The sequence below is a fragment of the Variovorax saccharolyticus genome, from assembly GCF_030316765.1.
GTDB lineage: Bacteria > Pseudomonadota > Gammaproteobacteria > Burkholderiales > Burkholderiaceae_C > Variovorax > Variovorax saccharolyticus.
Genome location: NZ_JASZYT010000012.1, coordinates 89,226 through 107,299, shown reverse-complemented (window position 1 = coordinate 107,299; position 18,074 = coordinate 89,226). Strand labels below are relative to the sequence as shown.

17 protein-coding genes are annotated in these 18,074 nt (G+C 63.3%); 14 read left to right on the top strand and 3 right to left on the bottom strand.

Annotated elements, in window-relative coordinates:
• The first annotated feature begins 5 nt into the window (after positions 1-5).
• The 4 genes from QTI45_RS30040 (at position 6) to QTI45_RS30025 (ending at position 3,186) form a co-directional block, all read left to right on the top strand.
• Positions 6-1,091, top strand: a complete 1,086-nt coding sequence (locus QTI45_RS30040; RefSeq protein ID WP_286656920.1) for an ABC transporter ATP-binding protein — start codon at positions 6-8, stop codon at positions 1,089-1,091.
• Entirely contained in the window at positions 1,088-2,245 is a 1,158-nt protein-coding gene (locus QTI45_RS30035) for an alpha/beta fold hydrolase (RefSeq protein WP_286656919.1), read from the top strand. Before QTI45_RS30040 ends, QTI45_RS30035 begins: the two co-directional genes overlap by 4 nt.
• Before the next feature lie 23 nt (positions 2,246-2,268).
• Positions 2,269-2,868: an amino acid synthesis family protein gene (locus QTI45_RS30030; RefSeq protein ID WP_286656918.1), complete on the top strand. Its 600-nt coding sequence runs from the start codon at positions 2,269-2,271 to the stop codon at positions 2,866-2,868.
• 63 nt (positions 2,869-2,931) lie between these two features.
• Positions 2,932-3,186, top strand: coding sequence for a tripartite tricarboxylate transporter substrate-binding protein (locus QTI45_RS30025; RefSeq protein ID WP_286656917.1), 255 nt, complete (start codon positions 2,932-2,934; stop codon positions 3,184-3,186).
• A 224-nt stretch (positions 3,187-3,410) separates the two neighbouring features.
• Here the strand turns inward: QTI45_RS30025 and QTI45_RS30020 are convergent, their stop codons facing one another.
• From QTI45_RS30020 to QTI45_RS30010, 3 genes are all read right to left on the bottom strand, one after another.
• Positions 3,411-3,845 (bottom strand): MarR family winged helix-turn-helix transcriptional regulator, encoded by a 435-nt coding sequence (locus QTI45_RS30020; RefSeq protein WP_286656916.1) that lies wholly within the window; start codon positions 3,843-3,845, stop codon positions 3,411-3,413.
• Between the two features lie 67 nt (positions 3,846-3,912).
• Positions 3,913-4,956 (bottom strand): 2,5-dihydroxypyridine 5,6-dioxygenase NicX family protein, encoded by a 1,044-nt coding sequence (locus tag QTI45_RS30015; RefSeq protein ID WP_286656915.1) that lies wholly within the window; start codon positions 4,954-4,956, stop codon positions 3,913-3,915.
• Positions 4,957-4,983: 27 nt separating this feature from the next.
• Entirely contained in the window at positions 4,984-5,817 is an 834-nt protein-coding gene (locus QTI45_RS30010; protein WP_286656989.1) for an alpha/beta fold hydrolase, read from the bottom strand.
• A 246-nt stretch (positions 5,818-6,063) separates the two neighbouring features.
• Between QTI45_RS30010 and QTI45_RS30005 the strand changes: the two genes are divergently transcribed.
• From QTI45_RS30005 to QTI45_RS29960, 10 genes are all read left to right on the top strand, one after another.
• Positions 6,064-7,215: an FAD-dependent monooxygenase gene (locus QTI45_RS30005; protein ID WP_286656914.1), complete on the top strand. Its 1,152-nt coding sequence runs from the start codon at positions 6,064-6,066 to the stop codon at positions 7,213-7,215.
• A 97-nt stretch (positions 7,216-7,312) separates the two neighbouring features.
• Entirely contained in the window at positions 7,313-8,458 is a 1,146-nt protein-coding gene (locus QTI45_RS30000; RefSeq protein ID WP_286656913.1) for an ABC transporter substrate-binding protein, read from the top strand.
• Positions 8,459-8,494: 36 nt separating this feature from the next.
• On the top strand, positions 8,495-10,381 hold the full coding sequence (locus tag QTI45_RS29995; RefSeq protein ID WP_286656912.1) for an ABC transporter permease: 1,887 nt from the start codon (positions 8,495-8,497) through the stop codon (positions 10,379-10,381).
• On the top strand, positions 10,378-11,151 hold the full coding sequence (locus tag QTI45_RS29990; protein ID WP_286656911.1) for an ABC transporter ATP-binding protein: 774 nt from the start codon (positions 10,378-10,380) through the stop codon (positions 11,149-11,151). Before QTI45_RS29995 ends, QTI45_RS29990 begins: the two co-directional genes overlap by 4 nt.
• Positions 11,148-11,918 carry an ABC transporter ATP-binding protein gene (locus QTI45_RS29985; protein WP_286656910.1) on the top strand — a complete coding sequence of 257 codons (771 nt, stop codon included), beginning with the start codon at positions 11,148-11,150 and terminating at the stop codon, positions 11,916-11,918. The genes QTI45_RS29990 and QTI45_RS29985 overlap by 4 nt, the downstream gene beginning before the upstream one ends.
• Positions 11,919-11,955: 37 nt before the next feature.
• Positions 11,956-12,426 (top strand): (2Fe-2S)-binding protein, encoded by a 471-nt coding sequence (locus QTI45_RS29980; protein ID WP_444813323.1) that lies wholly within the window; start codon positions 11,956-11,958, stop codon positions 12,424-12,426.
• Positions 12,426-16,241: a molybdopterin cofactor-binding domain-containing protein gene (locus QTI45_RS29975; protein WP_444813324.1), complete on the top strand. Its 3,816-nt coding sequence runs from the start codon at positions 12,426-12,428 to the stop codon at positions 16,239-16,241. Before QTI45_RS29980 ends, QTI45_RS29975 begins: the two co-directional genes overlap by 1 nt.
• Positions 16,241-16,888 (top strand): isochorismatase family protein, encoded by a 648-nt coding sequence (locus QTI45_RS29970; RefSeq protein WP_286656908.1) that lies wholly within the window; start codon positions 16,241-16,243, stop codon positions 16,886-16,888. The genes QTI45_RS29975 and QTI45_RS29970 overlap by 1 nt, the downstream gene beginning before the upstream one ends.
• 9 nt (positions 16,889-16,897) lie before the next feature.
• Complete coding sequence (locus tag QTI45_RS29965) at positions 16,898-17,845, top strand: D-2-hydroxyacid dehydrogenase family protein (RefSeq protein ID WP_286656907.1); 948 nt, start codon at positions 16,898-16,900, stop codon at positions 17,843-17,845.
• Positions 17,817-18,020, top strand: a complete 204-nt coding sequence (locus QTI45_RS29960) for a hypothetical protein (protein ID WP_286656906.1) — start codon at positions 17,817-17,819, stop codon at positions 18,018-18,020. Before QTI45_RS29965 ends, QTI45_RS29960 begins: the two co-directional genes overlap by 29 nt.
• The last annotated feature ends 54 nt before the right edge of the window (positions 18,021-18,074 follow it).

The following is an 18,074-nucleotide window of genomic DNA, read 5'->3' as shown; positions in this document are numbered from 1 at the left end:
TTCCGATGAGCAAGCCAATCATTCTCAGTATCAAGAACCTCCGCAAGGAGTACGAAGGGCACGTCGCCGTCAGCGATGTGTCACTCGACCTCGCCGAGGGCGAATTTCTCACCTTTCTCGGTCCTTCAGGGTCGGGAAAGACCACGGTGCTGATGAGCATCGCGGGCTTCACGGAGCCGACAGCCGGCAGCATGGTGCTCTCCGGTCTTCCGCTCGGCCCGCTGCCGCCCCATCGCCGCGACATCGGCATGGTGTTCCAGAGCTACGCGCTCTTCCCGCACATGAGCGTGTCACAGAACGTGGGCTTTCCGTTGCAGGTGCGCGGTGTGGATCAGAAGCAGATCGACAAGCGCGTCCAGCACATGCTGGAACTCGTGGGCCTGCCTTCCCATGGTAAGCGGCTGCCGGCTGAACTCTCAGGAGGCCAGCAACAGCGCATCGCGCTGGCTCGCGCGATGGTCTACGAGCCGCGCTTGCTGCTGATGGACGAGCCTCTCGGCGCTCTTGACAAGAAGCTGCGTCTGCAGATGCAGATCGAGATCATGCGACTGCACCGCGAGCTCGGCGTCAGCATCATCTACGTGACGCACGACCAGGAAGAGGCACTGGTCATGAGCGACCGCATCGCATTGTTCAACGCGGGCGCCATCGAGCAGATCGGCAGTCCGAGCGACCTCTACGAGCTGCCGTGCAGCCGCTTCGTGGCCGATTTCATCGGGGAGTCGAACCTGTTGTCCGTCACCTGCGTGGAGGAGGGGGATGGCGCCCCCATCTTTAAGACGGTTTGCGGCAAAGCGATCCATGCGAGCTTCGGTCATCAGGTACGGCGCGGCGATCAGGTTGCGATCGCGGTCCGTCCGGAGAGGATCAGACTGTCTCCGGCGAACGTTCCGAACGGGCAAGGCAATCGACTCGATGGCGAGGTGGTTGCTGCGGTCTACCTGGGCCAAGCCAAGCGCTACATCGTGCGTACCGACGGCGGCACCGAGCTCGCAGCGCTGGAGCAGCTCTCCACTGCGCACCAGGGCCACCTCGTGGGTGATCGCGTGCGCGTGTGCTGGAGCGCCGAGGACAGCGTGGTGCTGCCATGAAAGCCGCGCACACCCTCAACTTCGTCGTCTCCGGCCAGGGGCGGAGGGTGGTCTTCGTGCATGGCGTCGGCGCCAGCCTGGAAAGCTGGGAGGGCGTGGTCTCGCAACTCGGTGACCGGTACCGCTGCCTGCGCTACGACTTGCGCGGCCACGGCAACTCGGACAAGACGCCCGGCCCTTATTCGCTGGACCTCTTCGTCGACGATCTTCGCGCCCTGGCAGCCTCGCTTGGCTGGACCTCCTTTCATCTCGTGGGCTTCTCGCTCGGTGGACTGATCGTTCAGGCCTTCGCGCTTCGGTATCCCGTCTTGGTGAAGTCGCTCGTCATCGTGAGTTCCGTCGGAGGTCGCACCGCGGAAGAGCAGGAGCGGGTGTGCCAGCGCGCGCGCACGCTGCTGACCGGGGGAGCGTCCGCCCACATGCAGAACTCCGTCGAGCGCTGGTTCACCGACGAGTTCCGGGCCGCGCACCCGGAAGTGGTGCAGCAGCGAGTGCAGCGAAGCCTGCGAAACGACCCCGCCAGCTACGCGGCCGCCTACCAGGTGCTCGCCGAGAGCGACCTGATCGATCAGTTGCACGGCGTCCAGGCGCCCGCGCTGGTCATGACGGGTGAAGAGGACGGCGGCTCGACGCCGCGCATGGCGCATGCGATGGCCGGACGCATTCCGAATGCCCGTGCGGTCATCCTCCCGAGGCTCAAGCACAGCGTGCTGCTCGAAGCCCCGGAGCGGGTTGCCGAGCAGATCGGGGCCTTCATCGAAGACGTCGAGCGTCAGGATGCGTCATCCGACGCGGTCTTCGAGCGGGGACTGGCGGCGCGACGCGCCGTGCTCGGCGACGAATACGTCGATCGCGCCATGGCTGGCGTGGACGACTTTAATCGCAAGTTCCAGCACATGGTCACCGCGTATTGCTGGGGCGAGTGCTGGGGCGACGACACGCTGAGCCCTCGCGAACGCAGCCTGCTCAATCTGGGGATGATCGCCGCGCTCGGAAAGATGCACGAGTTCGAACTCCACCTGCGCGGTGCGGTCCGCAACGGCATCGATAAACAGGAACTCGCTGCTGTCATTCAGCAGATTACCGTGTACTGCGGCGTGCCCGTGGGCGTCGACTGCATGCGCACGGCCAACGCTGTCTTCAAGAACATCTGAAACCTTCAACATCGGAATTTCCCATGCCATTCCAGATCCGCAAGTCTGTCGTCTTCAAGGACATCACCTACGAGGAGGGCGGACGCGCCCTGCTCAAGCCCATCACCATGGTCGGCGTTGCCGCCGTAATTCGCAACCCGTGGGCGGGGCGCGGATTCGTCGAGGATCTGTCACCCGAGCAGCGCGACGGTTGTAGCGACCTCGGCGAGCGGATGGTCGCCCAGATGCTGAGCGAGGTGGACAAGGACAGCATCGAGGCCTACGGCAAGGCTGCGGTCGTCGGCGCCAATGGCGAGGTGGAACACGCTTCGGCGGTGATTCACAACCTGCGCTTTGGCAACCACTACCGCAACGCCGTGGACGCGCAGAGCTACCTCACATTCACCAACAAGCGCGGAAGCCTCGGCACGTCGATCCAGATGCCGATGAAGCATCTGCATGACGCGGCCGCTCGCTCCCACTTCATCACGCTCGAGTTTTCCATCCCCGACGCGCCCGGCACCGACGAGATTGTTGTCGTGATCGGTGCCTCCACCGGTGGCCGTGCGCATCCGCGCATTGGAAACCGGCATCTGGATGAGGCCCAGATGGAACGCGAAGCCAACGACGGGAAGGCTGTTTAGGGCTACGTGGACAGCCGCCTTTTCGGCCAGGCTGCCGATACTGCTTGAACTCAGGAGGTTTGAATGCCGGTTCGCTTCTTTCGTGTCTACATCATTGCATTGCTGTGTGTTTTCGCCTTGGGGACGAGCATGCCGTCGAAGGCCCAAAGTTTTCCCAACCGACTTGTGCGTCTCGTGGTGCCGTTCGCTGCTGGCGGCTGCATTGACCTTATCGGGCGCGTCGTGGCGGACAGGTTAGCCAAGGAACTTGGACAGCCGGTCTTCGTGGAAAACCGCCCAGGAGCGGGGACAGCTATCGGATCCGATGCAGTGGCCTGATCCACGCCGGACGTGTACACGCTGCTGCTCAACGGTAGCTCGATGGCCCATCTACGCGCGTTTGTGGCGAAGGCGCCGTTCGACACCAAAAGGCACTTTCGTCGCGTGTCGGCCCTCTGAAGTGTGCTGTGCGGCGGGGTTCAAGGAGCGTGATCTGCCGACCCGAACTCGGGAACTGACGACGTCAATCGTGCGAGCCAAACCACCGAACTCGCACAAGGTCTCTACGGAGTCGACTCCATGTCGGCCATGCGTCTCAGCAAGTACAAGGCGGCGACGCGCTCTGCTTCATTCAGCCCGTTGAAGGTTTGATCCGAGATGCCTTCTACTTGCTCGGCCGCACCCTCAGTGACTTCACTGCCTTCCGGCGTCAGACTGACGCTGACCTTGCGCGCATCCGCTGGATCGACCGTGGTAATCACCAGCCCCCGTGCCTTGAGGCGGTCGATGATTCCGCGGATCGTGGCCTGGTCGATCGCAGTTTGACGCACCAGATCGCTCTGCGAAGCTCCACCGGACTCCAGCAGAGTGGCAAGCACGATGAACTGGGCCGCCGTGAGCTTGTATTGGCTCATCGCTTGTTGAAATATCGCGACGTGGCGCTGGTAGGCTCGCCGCAATACGTGCCCGATTCGATCGTGAAGGTTGAGATGAAACATCGGGATCAAGGCATTGCGCAGTGAGCGGCTCGTGGCCTGGGTCCCAGTACTGCGATTGCGGCCTTCCTTAAAGCTCCGTATTGTCAAGGAGTTTACCTTCCGCAATCACAGGTTGGCCATCAAGGCTGATGGTGCAGCCCCTCACGGGAATGTCAATGTGGCACTTGGTCGCTCGAGCTCCGCCAACCTCAGTGTTTGGCCCAAGGGAAAACATGAAGTTGCCCGCATAGGATCGGGCGTCCTGTCCCACCACCGCCTCTCGGTCGTAAAGGGCCATGGTGGACCAGCGGGCACGGTGCTGAACTCCCCAGCCAACGTGAGAAAAGGCGTAGGCCTCGGGCTCTTCGAAACCCTCCATGTAGTCGCGAAGCAGCGCGGCGTCGGTGCCACCCTCGATCGCCGTCACGTAGCCATCCTTCACCGTCATTGCAATCGGACCGTTCAGGTAGCACTTCTGCGGCAAAAGAATGTCGCCCCGGTCCAGAACGATCCTGCCTTGTGCTGCGCCCTCGTTGGGCCACGTGAACTGGAATCCGCTCGGCCAGTGGTCCCATCGACCAGGTTCGTCTACGAAGCCGTATTCGCAGATCACAGGGTATTGGCCCAAGGGCAGGACCAGATCGGTGCCGGCCCCGGAAGTAACGCGCATCTCCTTGGCCTTCTCAAGCAGCGATGCTGCCGCCTTGACCCTATCCCTATCCTCCTCCGTGGGCAGCATCCGCATGAGAATTTCCGGAGGCTCAATGACCAAGAGGATCTTCGTGCCACTCTCGAGGATGTCGAGTTGCTCTGGCGAGAACAGCAGCAGCATGAGATCGAGAACCATGTCGCTGGCCTTTAGGGCCGCGACGGCTGCCGGATTACCTGTCAGTGCCGTCTGGCCCAAGTAGGCGATGCGGTCGCGGCTGAAGGACTTGTCCCCGTTGATGGGCGGCACGTCGAGCCGGTTCCCGACCGCGCCGACGCTCGCTATGGCTTGCATGGCCGTGGAAAGCGTCTGAGCATGGGTGTTCGCGCTCGTCAGCACGGTCACGACGTGTCCCGCGCCGATTTTTGAGAGCTTGAGGACGTGCTTCCAGCCCTCCACCAATTGGTAATCTGAGATTGGCATGTTGTTGAACTCCTTCGTTCTTGGTGGTTAGAGGATGCGCGTAGGGATGGCGGCTCCAAGGAAATCTCCAAGGGCGACGTGGAAGCCCGCCTCGTCATCCCAGGGGATCATGTGACCGGCGCCATGGACCGAGCGGTGAATGAGATCGGGGACTGCCTCTCGGATCTCCGCAACGTCAACATCGCGAACGACGTCACCGCGGGCGGCGGTCACTAGCAGCGTCGGAACCTCGATGTGAGGAAGATCGCCATGGAAGTCGTCGTTGGCAAAGCCGTTGAAGCTCTCAGTGATCGCGCGAGGGTCGCATGTGTGCAGCCATTCCGCTCGCAGGGAGAGGTGGTCCTCGGACCATGTCGGGCAGTACTCGCGCATCTCGTCTGCCGACATTCCGCGTGCGGCTCTCTCGATGGATTGCAGGTACCAGGACAACTGCATGGGATAGGGCCGTCGCCCGGGGCCAGACACGGGCGGATCGACGAGCACGAGCCGATCCAGCTTCGCGGGGCGCGTCCGGCCCGCTCGTGCTGCGATTCGCGCGCCCATGGAATGGCCAACGATCGAATACCTGTCGATGCCGATCGACTCAGTGAATGCAAGCACGTCGGCAGCTTGCGCGTCCAGGCTGTAGTCCAGGCCATCGCCCGACTCCGACAGGCCGCGCCCGCGGATGTCGAGCACGAAGACGTCGAACACCGAGCCGAGCCGTTCCGCAACAAAGCCCCATGTCACCGCCGGACTGGTGATGCCGGGCAACAGTACCACCGACGGCAACACCTCGGATGCGGATCGTGCGCGGTATCGGAGGAAGTGTTGGCGAATTCCATTTGCATGGACGTGACCTGAATGAACAAGCGTCGTCAAGGATGAGCACCAATAGTTGATCAATGTTTGAAAGTCTAGCGTATACGCTTCAAACTTGTCGATAGCAGACAGTGGCGATTTTTTCTTCAAGTTGGTGCGCATCGCCCATCAATGGCGCTCGGCATTGGGGTTTGCACCAACACCGTACCTCAATCGACAACACGTCTGCCTGTTGACATTGGCATATCTAGTGCATACGCTACAGTGCATGCGCTAGAGTTTGAGCGCGATCAAGGAGTGTTCGTGTTGAAAAGAAAGATTCGAATCGCCGTCGTTGGTGGCGGACTGGGCGGGTTGGCCGCAGCCCGTTTGTTGCAAAAAGCCGGCATCGAGGCGCGTGTTTTCGAGCAAGCTCCGTCCTTCCAGCGCCTGGGTGCCGGCATTCACATTTCGCCGAACGTCATGAGGGTCATGCAGGGCATGGGCATTGAGAAGCAACTCGAGGCGGCAGGCGCTCATCCCGATCGGTGGCGCAGCCGGGACGGATTGACCGGCGAAGTGATGTTCGAGATGGCCCTCGGCGCCCACGCGGTCGAGCGTTTTGGCGCGAGCTATCTCACGGTCAGGCGTGGTGACTTCCACGCGCTGATGCTGGAGTCGGTGAAGCCGGAGACGGTCCACTTCGGAAAGCGCCTCGTAGACCTAGACGACACAGGATCTTCCGTGCACCTGAGCTTTGACGACGGCAGCGCCGTCGAAGCCGAGATCGTCATCGGGGCCGACGGCATCAACTCGAAGATCCGGGAGAAGCTCCTCGGCCCGGGCCGTCCGACGTACACCGGCGACATCGCGCATCGCGCGATGTTCGCGACGAAGGACCTCAAGGGGTTCACGATCGACGAGGTCTCCAAGTGGTGGAGTGGCGATCGTCACATAGTCGTCTACTACGTCGACCGCAACAAGGACGAGATTTACTACGTCACCGGCGTCCCTCAAACCACGTGGGACCCTGCTCAGGGCTGGTTGCCGAGCAGCCGGGACGAGATGCGCGAGGCTTTCGCGGGCTGGCATCCGGGAATCCAGGCACTGATCGATGCTACCCGGGAAGTGACGAAGTGGCCCCTGATGGACCGTGACCCGCTCCCGCTGTGGAGCCGCGGCCGCCTAGTGCTGCTTGGCGACGCCTGCCACCCCATGAAGCCCCACATGGCGCAAGGCGCCGGCATGGCCATCGAGGACGCCGCGATGCTGGTCCGCTGTCTGCAAGAGACTGGCTTTGACGACTACGCAACAGCATTCAATCTTTACGAGTCGAACCGCAGCGAGCGTGCGAGCCGTGTACAGCGCGTGTCTAAGAACAACACATGGCTGCGCTACGGCGAGGATCCTTCGTGGTGTTTCGGGTACGACGTTTTCAAGGTGCCGCTGGTGGCGCCAAAGGCCTCGATCGAGGTGTGAGCAGGTTTCCATTCATTTGAAAGGCATTGCGATGAAAGTTCAGCGATACATGCGCGTCTTGGCGACTACATGCGCTCTTCTCGGAAGCACCGGCGCCATGGCACAAGGCCAGGGTCCGATCAAGATTGGAGAAATCAACAGCTATCGGCTTCAATCGGCCTTCGTCGAGCCTCACAAGCGGGGCATGGAACTCGCCATCGAAGAGATCAACTCCGCCGGCGGCGTGCTCGGCCGGAAACTGGAGCTCCACACGCGAGACGACAATTCGAACCCTGCAGACGGCGTTCGCGTCGCCGATGAGTTGGTCTCACGTGAAAAGGTCGACGTGCTGACGGGCGTGATGCTGTCGCACGTGGCGCTCGGGGTGTCCAATTTCGCAAGCCAGAAGAAGGTCTTCTACCTCGCTTCGGAAGCGCTGACCGACAAGTTGATCTGGGACAACGGGCACAAGTACACCTACCGTCTGCGCAGCTCGACCTACACGCTTGCCGCCATGCTGGTGCCACCCGCCAGCGCGCTCAAGCGCAAACGTTGGGCGATCGTCTACCCAAACTATGAGTATGGGCAAGCCTCGGCCGCGGCGTTCAAGAAGCTACTGAAAGCGGCGCAACCCGATGTTGAGTTCGTCGCCGAGCAGGCCGTCCCGCTCGGACGCATCGACGCCGCAGCCACCACCCAGGCGCTGCTCGACGCGAAGCCTGATGCGATCTTCAGCACCATTTGGGCCGGAGACCTCTTGAAGTTTCTGCGGGAAGGCAGGACGCGGGGCCTCTTGAACAAGGATATGAAGGTCGTCTCGATGCTCATTGGCGAGCCCGAGTACCTCGATCCGCTGCGCGACGAGGCTCCCGAAGGCTGGATCGTCACAGGCTATCCGTGGCAGGAAGATAAACGACCGGGGAACGTCAAGTTCGTCGACGCCTATCAGAAGCGCTTCAAGGAGGCGCCGCGCCTCGGCTCGGTTGTTGGCTATTCCGCGATCTACTCCCTCGCGGCCGGCATCAAGAAGGCCGGCTCCACAAACGCCGATGCCCTGTCCGACGCCTTTGCAGGTCTCCAGGTCGGAACGCCCTTCGGCGACGTCCAGTACCGGGCGATCGATCACCAGTCCACGATGGGAACCCACGTTGGCACGGTCGCTGTCAGGGACGGCAAGGGAGTGCTTGTCGATTGGAAGTACTTAGACGGCAAGGATTTCCTGCCTTCCGATGTAGAGGTCAGGAAGCTACGGCCGAATGACTGATCGAACACGGGTTGAAATCTCTGCGAAAGGAATTGCATGACGTTCGCCAGCTTGATCGCGCAGTTGCTCAACGGATTGGCAGGCGCATCCACGCTCTTCCTTCTTGCGTCCGGACTGTCGCTCATCTTCGGGGTAAGCCGAATCGTCAACTTCGCCCACGGCTCGCTGTATATGGTGGGGGTCTACCTGGCCTACTCCATCGTCACTGGACTGGGGTCGGGCGGCGTCGGCTTCTGGGCGGGTTTGCTGCTAGCCGCCCTGGCCGTCGCTATGCTCGGCGCGCTCATCGAGCTTGTCGTGTTGCGCCGGATCTACCACGTCCCCGAACTCTTCCAGCTTCTAGCCACTTTCGCCCTGGCGCTCATCATCCGGGACATCGTGCTGGCGTTCTATGGTCCGGAAGAGATCCCGGGGCCACGCGCGCCGGGCCTAGGCGGCGCGGTGGAGATCCTCGGACAGCGTTTCCCCACCTACAGCCTGCTCCTCATCGTGATCGGGCCGGTCGTGTACCTCGCGCTTCGGCTGTTGCTGGCAAAGACCCGTTGGGGCACGCTGATCCGGGCGGCCACCCAGGACCGCGGCATGGTGGCGGCGCTCGGCGTGAACCAGACCTGGCTGTTCACCAGCGTGTTCGCCCTTGGCGCGTTCCTCGCGGGCCTGGCCGGTGCACTGCAGGTACACAACGAGGCGGCGTCCCTCGCGCTGGACGTGCATGCCAGCGTCGATGCATTCGTCGTCGTGGTCGTTGGCGGGCTGGGCAGCATCTCGGGCGCCTATGTAGCCGCTCTCATCATCGCGGTCGTGCGCGCCCTGTGCGCCGGGCTCGGTACGGTCGACTTCGGTGGCTTCTCCGTGTCGTTTAGCCAGTTCACCATGGCGGTCGACTTCGTCATCATGGCGCTGATCTTGGTCGTCCGCCCCTGGGGCCTGATGGGGCGCCCCGAAGCGCCGGTGCGGGCCGGCCATTCGGCCGAGAAGCCCGTGCGAAAGGCGACGCCGCGCCAGAAGCGCCTCACGCAGGTGGCGCTGGCCATGCTGGTGCTGGCGCCGCTGTTGACGCCGATCTTCCCGTACACCCCAGTGATCGGTGTCGAGTTGCTAATCGCGGCGCTTTTCGCGACCAGCTTGCACTTGATCCTCGGGCCGGGAGGCATGGTTTCGTTCGGTCACGCTGCGTATTTTGGTCTCGCTGCCTACGCGGCCGGGTTGGCGGCATCGCGCTTCGGCATGCCCATCCTGGTCGCCATGCCGATTGGCGTCGCGCTGGCCGCGCTCGGGGCGACAGTCTTCGGCTGGTTCAGCGTAAGGCTGAGCGGTGTCTACATGGCGATGCTCACGCTGGCGTTCGCGCAACTCGTCTGGTCGATCGTCTACCAGTGGGACAGCTTCACGGGCGGTAGCAATGGCTTGGTCGGCATATGGCCGCCGCGCTGGCTCGGGGACAGCATCACCTACTTCTACTTCACCTTGTTCTTCGTGGTGGCGGGGCTCTACCTTGTACGCCGTGTCCTATTCGCAGGATTCGGCTACGCCATGCGCGCCGGGCGCGATTCCGCGCTGCGAAGCGATGCGATCGGCATCGATGTGAAGAAGGTTCAGTGGATCGCCTTCATCGTCGCTGGCGCCCTCTGCGGCCTAGCAGGCACGCTGTTCCTGTACAGCAAGGGGAGCATCTCCCCCGATGCCCTGGGCATGACGCGTTCACTCGACGGCTTGGTAATGGTGCTGCTCGGCGGGGTCCAGACCGTGCTGGGCCCGGTAGTGGGCGGCGTGGTCTTCACGACCCTGCAGGACACGCTGGCCCGCGAGTCACGCTACTGGGGCGGGATGCTCGGTATCGCCATCCTGCTGCTCGTGCAGTTGTTGCCCCAGGGGCTCGTCGGCTCGCTCAAACGCGACCGTTTGAATGAGGCTGCATCATGAAGCTCCTTGAAGTACGTGGGATCTCGAAGTCGTATGGCGGCGTTCGAGCGGTGGACAACGTCTCGTTCGATCTTGAGGCGGGTCAGTTCCTCGCCTTGCTGGGGCCGAACGGCGCAGGCAAGTCGACCTGCTTCAACATGCTGAACGGACAGATTCGGGCCGACGACGGGTCGATTCGCTTCCAAGGGCAGGAATTGATGGCGCTGCGCCCGCGGCAAATCTGGCGGCTGGGGATCGGACGGACATTTCAGGTGGCCGCCACTTTCGGCTCCATGAGCGTCGTGGAGAACGTCCAGATGGCCCTGCTGTCGCGCGAAAGAAAGATCTTCAGCTTCTGGCGCGACGCCTCCGAGTTCCACAGGGACGAGGCGTTGTCGCTGCTGGAGATGGTGGGGATGCGCCCGCAGAGCGAACGCCCTTGCAGCCAGTTGGCCTACGGCGACGTCAAGCGCGTTGAACTCGCGATCGCTCTGGCCAACAAGCCCAGGCTCCTGCTGATGGATGAACCTACGGCTGGCATGGGCCCCGTCGAGCGCAACGAGCTAATGGCCTTGACCAAGACGCTTGTCACGGAGCGCAACATCGCCGTCCTCTTCACCGAACACAGCATGGACGTCGTGTTCCGCTACGCCGATCGAATGATCGTTCTCGCCCGTGGGCACGTCATCGCGGACGGTGACGGTCCGTCCATTCGGGCAAACCCGAAAGCGCAGGAGGTCTACTTCGGCTCGGGAAGAACATTTGAGCAACACGAAGAGGTATCGTCATGAAGGAGCCCATCGCAGAGAATCGCCCCTCGATTCGCATCGGGCGTCCGTCGCCCCAGGACGAGGCGCTCCTTTCCGTATCGGGGCTAAACGCCTATTACGGCAAGGCACACATCCTTTTCGATCTGGCGCTCGACGTTCGGCCCGGCGAGGTCGTGGTCTTGATGGGGCGAAACGGAGCGGGCAAATCCACGACCATGAAATCCATCATGAATATGATGGATCGGAAGGAAGGCGCATTGTGCTTTGCAGGCCGCGACATTTCGAGCTTGCCTCCTTACCGCATCAGCCAGGCAGGGCTCGGTTACGTTCCCGAGGACCGGCGCATCTTCACTGAACTGACGGTGCTCGAGAATCTGGAGGTCGGCAGGCAGCCCGCGCGCGCAGGCATGCCTCCTTGGTCGCATGACCGACTGTTCGAGATGTTTCCCAACCTGGGTGAAATGCCGGGCAGGCTGGGAGGGCGCATGAGCGGTGGCGAGCAGCAGATGCTATCGATCGCCCGCACGCTCATGGGCAATCCCTCGCTCGTTCTGCTTGATGAACCATCGGAAGGCATCGCGCCGGTCATTGTTGAGAAGATTGCATTGACGATCCAGCGGTTGAAAAAGCAGGGCGTCTCGATCTTGTTGTCCGAGCAGAACATCACGTTCGCCGAATGGGTCGGGGATCGGGCCTATGTACTTGAGAAGGGGCACATCCGCTTTGAGGGGTCGATGAAGGATCTCGTCCGCAACGAAGAAGTGCGTTCCGCGTACTTGGACCTTTGAGACCATTACTGTGAAAGCTTGCCTGGATTCCATTCTGTTGAATGTCAACGGTCGCCCGGTGTCGGTGCCGCGGACCAGCGCACCTCTCTTGCAGGTGCTGCGCAATGATCTACGACTGAACGGCCCGAAGTACGGCTGCGGCATGGGGCAGTGCGGTGCTTGCACCGTGCACGTCGATGGGGTGGCAACGCGGTCGTGCGTCGTTCCGACCTCCGGCGTTGCCGGGAGGCTCATCACAACGCTCGAAGGTCTTGGAAGCAGGGACGCGTGGCATCCCGTCCAGGCTGCATTCGAGGACGCGCAGGCAGCCCAGTGCGGTTACTGCCTCAATGGCATGGTGATGCAGGCCGTCGCGCTCCTGCTACGCGAATCGGCTCCGACGCCGCAACTGGTGAAAGCCGAGTTGTCTGGCAATCTTTGCCGGTGCGGCACGCATGTTGAAATCCTCAAGGCTGTGGAGTTGGCCGTCATCCGCATGGCGTCACTTCAAACCGTTTCCGAGGAGTGATCATGGTTCGAGCCAGCCGTCCTCGTGTTCGTGCGGACTTCATCACTGCACAAGGTGTCCTTGTTGTCACACGGAAGACGCCGCCGCCGCCGCCGGCTGCGGTCGGTCAGCCACCTTACGTCCCCGGAAATCCTGAGGAAGGCGACGAAATTCTCCTTGCCATATGGGACGACGGCAGCGTCACTGGTCTCAATGGCCACGTGGACCTTGGGACAGGACTTCGCACCGCACTGAGCCAGATCGTTGCCGAGGAACTCGACGTTCGCGTTGGCGACGTGCACATGATGCTCGGCTGCACCAGCGTCTCCCCTAACCAGGGCGGCACTTTCGCGAGCGCGTCGATACAGACTCATTCGCAGCCGCTGAGGATCGCCGCGGCGCAGGCGCGCGGCTGGCTGGTCGCTGCCGCAGCGCAGCGTCTGGGCGGCGCGGCCGAAGACGTGGAGGTCACCGATGGCGTGGCGCGCTTGAAGACGAAACCTTCCTCGGACGTAGGCGTTACCTATGCGCAACTGTTGTCTGGACCTGCGGTTGTGATCTCGCTGGACCCTGCGACGCCATTGAAGGCGCCGGACCAGTACAGGATCGTCGGCGAACGGCAGCCGCGCGTGGATCTACCGGCGAAGCTCGCGGGCGAGCTAGTCTTCGTTCATGACGTGCGTGTCAAGGGCATGCTGCACGGCCGGGTCATCAGGCCACCCTATGTGGGCGCGGAGCAAGGCGATTTCATCGGAAGCACGCTTGAAACGGTGGATGAGTCTTCCATCGCGCACATTCCGGGCGTTCGCGCGGTCGTCGTGATCCGGGATTTCGTAGGCGTCGTCGCCGAGCGCGAAGAGCACGCGGAGCAGGCCATGCGTGAACTCCAGGTGCGCTGGAAGGCCTGGCCGGGCATGCCCGATCTCTCGACCCCAGACAAGATCGAAGCCGCCATTCGGGCGAATCCGCGCACCCAGCGCGTACTCATTAACGAGGGCGATGTCGACGGGGCACTAAAGGATCCGAACGCGCTGCATCGGACCTATCGCTGGCCCTACCAACTCCACGCGTCGATCGGGCCATCCTGCGCGGTCGCCTATTGGATGCCGGATGGCGACAGCGGCCCGTTCGGCCTCCGGGTGTGGGCGGCGCCGCAGAACCCCCACGTCCTTCGCGCCGATTTGGCGCTGTTGATGGGCATCGAGGACGTCGCGGTCGACATCCTCCGGATGGAAGCGGCGGGCTGTTACGGGCGCAATTGCGCAGATGACGTCGCGGGCGACGCAGCGCTGCTGTCCCGGGCAGTTGGTGCCCCGGTTCGTGTTCAGCTGACGCGAGAGCAAGAGAACCAGTGGGACAGCATGGGCACCGCTCAGCTGATGGAGGTGTCAGGGACGCTTACCGAAGAGGGTCGCCTGGGTGCATACAGCTTCGAGACGTCCTATCCGTCAAATGCGCCGCCCATCTCCGCGCTATTGTTCACGCGCGCCATCGAGCCAAAACCCGGCGTTTTCTATTTGGGGGATCGGACCTCGCGGCCGCCTTACCAATATGCACACCTGCGCGTCGCGGTCAACGACATGGCGCCCATCGTGCGAGCCGCGTGGTTCCGCGGGGTCGCGGCGCTTCCGAACGTCTTCGCGCACGAGTCCTTCGTCGACGAACTGGCGACCGCCGCGGGCGCGGACCCTGTCGAGTTTCGACTTCGGCACCTCCCCGATGTCCGAGCGGCAGAACTGGTCCGGACGACCGCGGACAAAGCAGGATGGCGAGTCCGGACGGGACCGATGGAAAACGCCGACGGCGGCCTTGGCCCAGGGGGCGATGTCGTTTTCGGCCAGGGCTTCGCGTACGCGCGCTATGTGCACGGCATGTGGCCGGGCAATGGAGCGGCCTGGTCTGCATGGGTCGCCGATGTAGAGGTCAATCGTCGAACCGGTGAAGTCCATGTTCGGCGGGTCGTAACAGGTCACGATGCAGGCCTGTTGGTCAACCCTTCGGGGGTCGAGCACCAAGTGCACGGCAACGTGATCCAGGCCACCAGCCGTGCTCTGCTCGAAGAGGCCAGCTTTGCACCGACTCGGTCGACGGTCTCGACCATGACGACGCCGGAGCCGGGAAAGCCGCCCTTGCCAACCTTGCTTTCGCAGGTCAACGCGAGTCGTGACTTCGCGCGCTACCCCATCATCTCTTTTCGCGATGTACCCGTGGTGGAGGTCCATCACATCATGCGGCCGGGCGACGCGCCGCTGGGAGCAGGGGAGTCGGCCTCGGTGCCAGGTGCGGCGGCCATCGCAAATGCAATCTTCGACGCCACCGGCGTGCGATTCCGCTCCCCCCCGTTCACGCCCGAGAAGATCCTCGACGGCTTGAACGGGCCGGCTTCGGCAGCTGCCTTGCCGCCGATGGGGCCCCCTTCACCGCCCGTTGACGACGCGAGCGATGGACTCGCGGCGGGCGGCGCGAGGCAAGCAACGACTGGGCCCTTCAGGTTTGGACGAGGCTGGTGGGCCGGATTGGGAGCATTGCTGGTGGGCGGAATCGGCGCTATCGCCGGCCTCGCTGGCTGGCGCGGTGAGATCGCGCCAGTGTCGACCTCGGGCGCAAGAGCCTATAGCGAAGCGACGATCGAGCGCGGCCGCGTGCTCGCATCGGCGGGTAACTGTGTGGGCTGCCACACGATGCCTGGCCTGGTGCCATTCGCAGGTGGCCGTCCGATGGACACCCCTTTCGGCCGTGTCTACACGACCAACCTGACGCCGGATCGCGGGACCGGCCTGGGCAGCTGGTCCTTCAGCGCGTTCCAGCGCGCGATGAGGGAGGGCATCTCGCGCGATGGCCGCCACCTCTATCCCGCGTTCCCGTACACCGCGTTCGCCAAGACCTCCGATGACGACCTGCTGGCGATCTACGCCTACCTCCAGTCGTTGACCCCCGTCTACGCGCCGACGCCGCAGGCTGAAATGAAGGCGCCGTTCGGCGTCCGCAGCCTCATAGCCGGTTGGAACGGCCTCTACCACGAGGCCACGTCCTATAAGCCCGACCCCAATCGGTCCGTGGAGTGGAACCGCGGCGCCTACCTGGTCAACGGTCTCGGCCACTGCGGAAGCTGCCACACGCCGCGCAACGCGCTCGGTGCGGAGCGGAACGGCGACCCCCTGGCCGGTGCCATGGTGAAGGGGTGGGAAGCGCATGCGCTCAATGGGCAGTCGAAGTCCGCTGTGCCATGGTCCAAGGACGAGTTCTACCTGTACCTGCGCCAAGGGCACACCCAGTATCACGGCGTCGCCGCAGGGCCGATGGCAGGCGTGGTGAGTGAACTCGCGGCGCTCCCGGACGAAGACATCAGCGCCATGGCCACTTACCTGGGTTCGCTCTCCACAAGGAGCGAGGCGAGATCGGACGCGGAGATCGCTGCGCAGGCCACCCAGCGCGCGGCGCAGGCCCAAGACAGCCTGCACGGACGCACCCAGCGCATGTTTCAGGCCGCATGCGCCTCCTGTCATCACGACGGCGACGGCCCCACGCTGCTGGGTGTCAATGCCCCGCTCGCGCTCAACAGCAACCTCACAAGCGCGAAGCCGGACAACCTTCTGCGAACCCTGCTCGAGGGGGTTCGGGAGACACCGCATCGCGACGTCGGCTTCATGCCATCTTTCGCTCAGACCTTCGATGACGCGGAACTGGCCGACCTGGCGCGCTACCTACGCGCCCGGTACGCGCAGCAGGAGCCGCCGTGGACCGATCTCGAGAACAACGTCGCGCGGATCCGGCGCGATGTCGAGATCGACCAGAAGACGTTCAACCCAAGTTCAGCAATCAAAGGAGAAAAGTGATGTTTGACGAGAAGAATGCGGCAAGCGGCTTCAGCGGGACGCTGAAGAGCGGGGTGAGGCCCGCTCTGCTGGTGGTCGACTACCAGCGCGCCTTCACGGAGCCGGCCCTGAGCCCCCTGGCCTCGGAATGCGAAGCACAGTTGGTTGCGACGAATAGGCTGATCGATGCGATGCGCGACCTTGGTCCGGTGGTCTTCACCGCCGCGGGCTACGACGCGAACGGATCGGACATCGGTGTGTGGAAGCAGAAGAACGGCGTGCTGGCGACCCTGAAGCGGGGGAGCGCGCATTGCGAGATCGACCCGAGGCTGCATGTCGATCCCGCTAAGGACCTGCTGCTCCTGAAGACCCAGGCCTCGGCCTTCTTCGGCACCCCACTCCCGGCGCTGCTGGCGAGCTGGCATGTCGACATGCTGGTCGTCGCCGGAACCACGACAAGCGGCTGCGTGCGCGCGAGTGTCGTCGATGCCATCCAGTTCGGCTTTGCGCCCTTCGTGGTCGAGGAAGCCGTGTGCGACCGCTCCGAGGCGCAGCACGCGAGCAATTTGATCGACATGCAAAGCAAGTACGCCGAGGTCGTGAAGCTCGGCGCCATGCTCGACATCCTGGAGCCGCTCCACGCGCGAAGCCCTGCCTCCGCATTCTGAAGAGACAACATGAAAATTGCATTCATCGACGACTTCCACAGCGCCTACGCAAAGACCGCGGGCGTCGCGCGCCTGCGGCGCGAGGGGGAGGTCACCATCTTCACGAAGCGCGTCGACAGCCTCCAGGACCTGCGCGGCTTCGACGCCATTGTCGCGACGCGGGAGCGCACGAAGTTCAACGACGCTGCCTTTGAGCAATTGCCCGACGTCCGCGTGATCGCGCAGACGGGTAACCACGCCTACCACGTCGATCTCGCATCCGCCGAGCGGCGCGGCATTGTGATCGGCAAGGCCACCGGCGGCTTCTGCACGGCGGCCGGCGAGCTGGCCTTCGGCTTGATGATGGCCGTGATGCGGCAGATCCCGCAGGTCGACGGCGCCATGAAAGAGGGCGAGTGGCCCACACCGATGACCTGGGTGCTGCGCGGCAAGACCCTCGGCATCGTCGGCCTGGGCAATATCGGGCGCTATGTGGCGCGCGTTGCGCAGGCGTTTGGCATGAACGTGGTGGCCTGGGGAAGCCGTCTCACGGACGAACGGGCTGCTGAGGTCGGCGCCAGGCGATGCGAGCTCGATGAAGTCCTGCGGATCTCCGACATCGTATCGATCCATGCGACTCTGAGTCCCCAGACCCGCGGCCTGATCGACCGCGCGCGCATTGCTTCGATGAAGCCCACGGCATACCTGATCAACACCGCCCGCGGCCCCATCGTCGACGAGCAGGCCTTGGTGGACGCTTTGTCGGAGCGCCGAATCGCCGGCGCCGGGCTCGATGTGTTTGACGTGGAGCCCCTGCCGCCTTCTCACCCGTTGCGAGGCCTGACGAACGTCGTGCTCACGGCGCACCTGGGCTGGCCCACGGACGAGATGTACGAGCAGTTCGCCGCTGCCGCCGCGGATGTGCTGATCGCCTACAAGGAGGGAGAGGATGTCCCCCGATTTCAGTCGGAGCACTGAGGCGGCCGTCGAGGTCTCTTCCTGCCGGGAGACCAACTACATCTTCAACTGCGATGGCATTGCGATCCCTATCGCCGGACCGGAAGAGATGAAGGAGTTCTACCGTGGCGTGGGCCTCGTCGCCAAGATGGCGCTGGTGCTCGCCGTGCTGGTCTGCATGTTTCTGCTTCGGTAGTCCTTTCTCGGCGCGCAATGGTGTCTCCAGGGCGTCTCGCGACGCCATCGACTT

Excerpts from the sequence above, each read along its gene's own strand:
- QTI45_RS29970 (WP_286656908.1), top strand. The coding sequence starts at position 16,241 with ATGTTTGACGAGAAGAATGCGGCAAGCGGCTTCAGCGGGACGCTGAAG.
- QTI45_RS30030 (WP_286656918.1), top strand. The coding sequence starts at position 2,269 with ATGCCATTCCAGATCCGCAAGTCTGTCGTCTTCAAGGACATCACCTAC.
- QTI45_RS30000 (WP_286656913.1), top strand. The coding sequence starts at position 7,313 with ATGGCACAAGGCCAGGGTCCGATCAAGATTGGAGAAATCAACAGCTAT.
- QTI45_RS30025 (WP_286656917.1), top strand. The coding sequence starts at position 2,932 with ATGCCGGTTCGCTTCTTTCGTGTCTACATCATTGCATTGCTGTGTGTT.
- QTI45_RS29990 (WP_286656911.1), top strand. The coding sequence starts at position 10,378 with ATGAAGCTCCTTGAAGTACGTGGGATCTCGAAGTCGTATGGCGGCGTT.
- QTI45_RS29995 (WP_286656912.1), top strand. The coding sequence starts at position 8,495 with ATGACGTTCGCCAGCTTGATCGCGCAGTTGCTCAACGGATTGGCAGGC.
- QTI45_RS30015 (WP_286656915.1), bottom strand. The coding sequence starts at position 4,956 with ATGCCAATCTCAGATTACCAATTGGTGGAGGGCTGGAAGCACGTCCTC.
- QTI45_RS30035 (WP_286656919.1), top strand. The coding sequence starts at position 1,088 with ATGAAAGCCGCGCACACCCTCAACTTCGTCGTCTCCGGCCAGGGGCGG.
- QTI45_RS29960 (WP_286656906.1), top strand. The coding sequence starts at position 17,817 with ATGTCCCCCGATTTCAGTCGGAGCACTGAGGCGGCCGTCGAGGTCTCT.
- QTI45_RS30020 (WP_286656916.1), bottom strand. The coding sequence starts at position 3,845 with ATGTTTCATCTCAACCTTCACGATCGAATCGGGCACGTATTGCGGCGA.
- QTI45_RS30040 (WP_286656920.1), top strand. The coding sequence starts at position 6 with ATGAGCAAGCCAATCATTCTCAGTATCAAGAACCTCCGCAAGGAGTAC.
- QTI45_RS29965 (WP_286656907.1), top strand. The coding sequence starts at position 16,898 with ATGAAAATTGCATTCATCGACGACTTCCACAGCGCCTACGCAAAGACC.
- QTI45_RS29985 (WP_286656910.1), top strand. The coding sequence starts at position 11,148 with ATGAAGGAGCCCATCGCAGAGAATCGCCCCTCGATTCGCATCGGGCGT.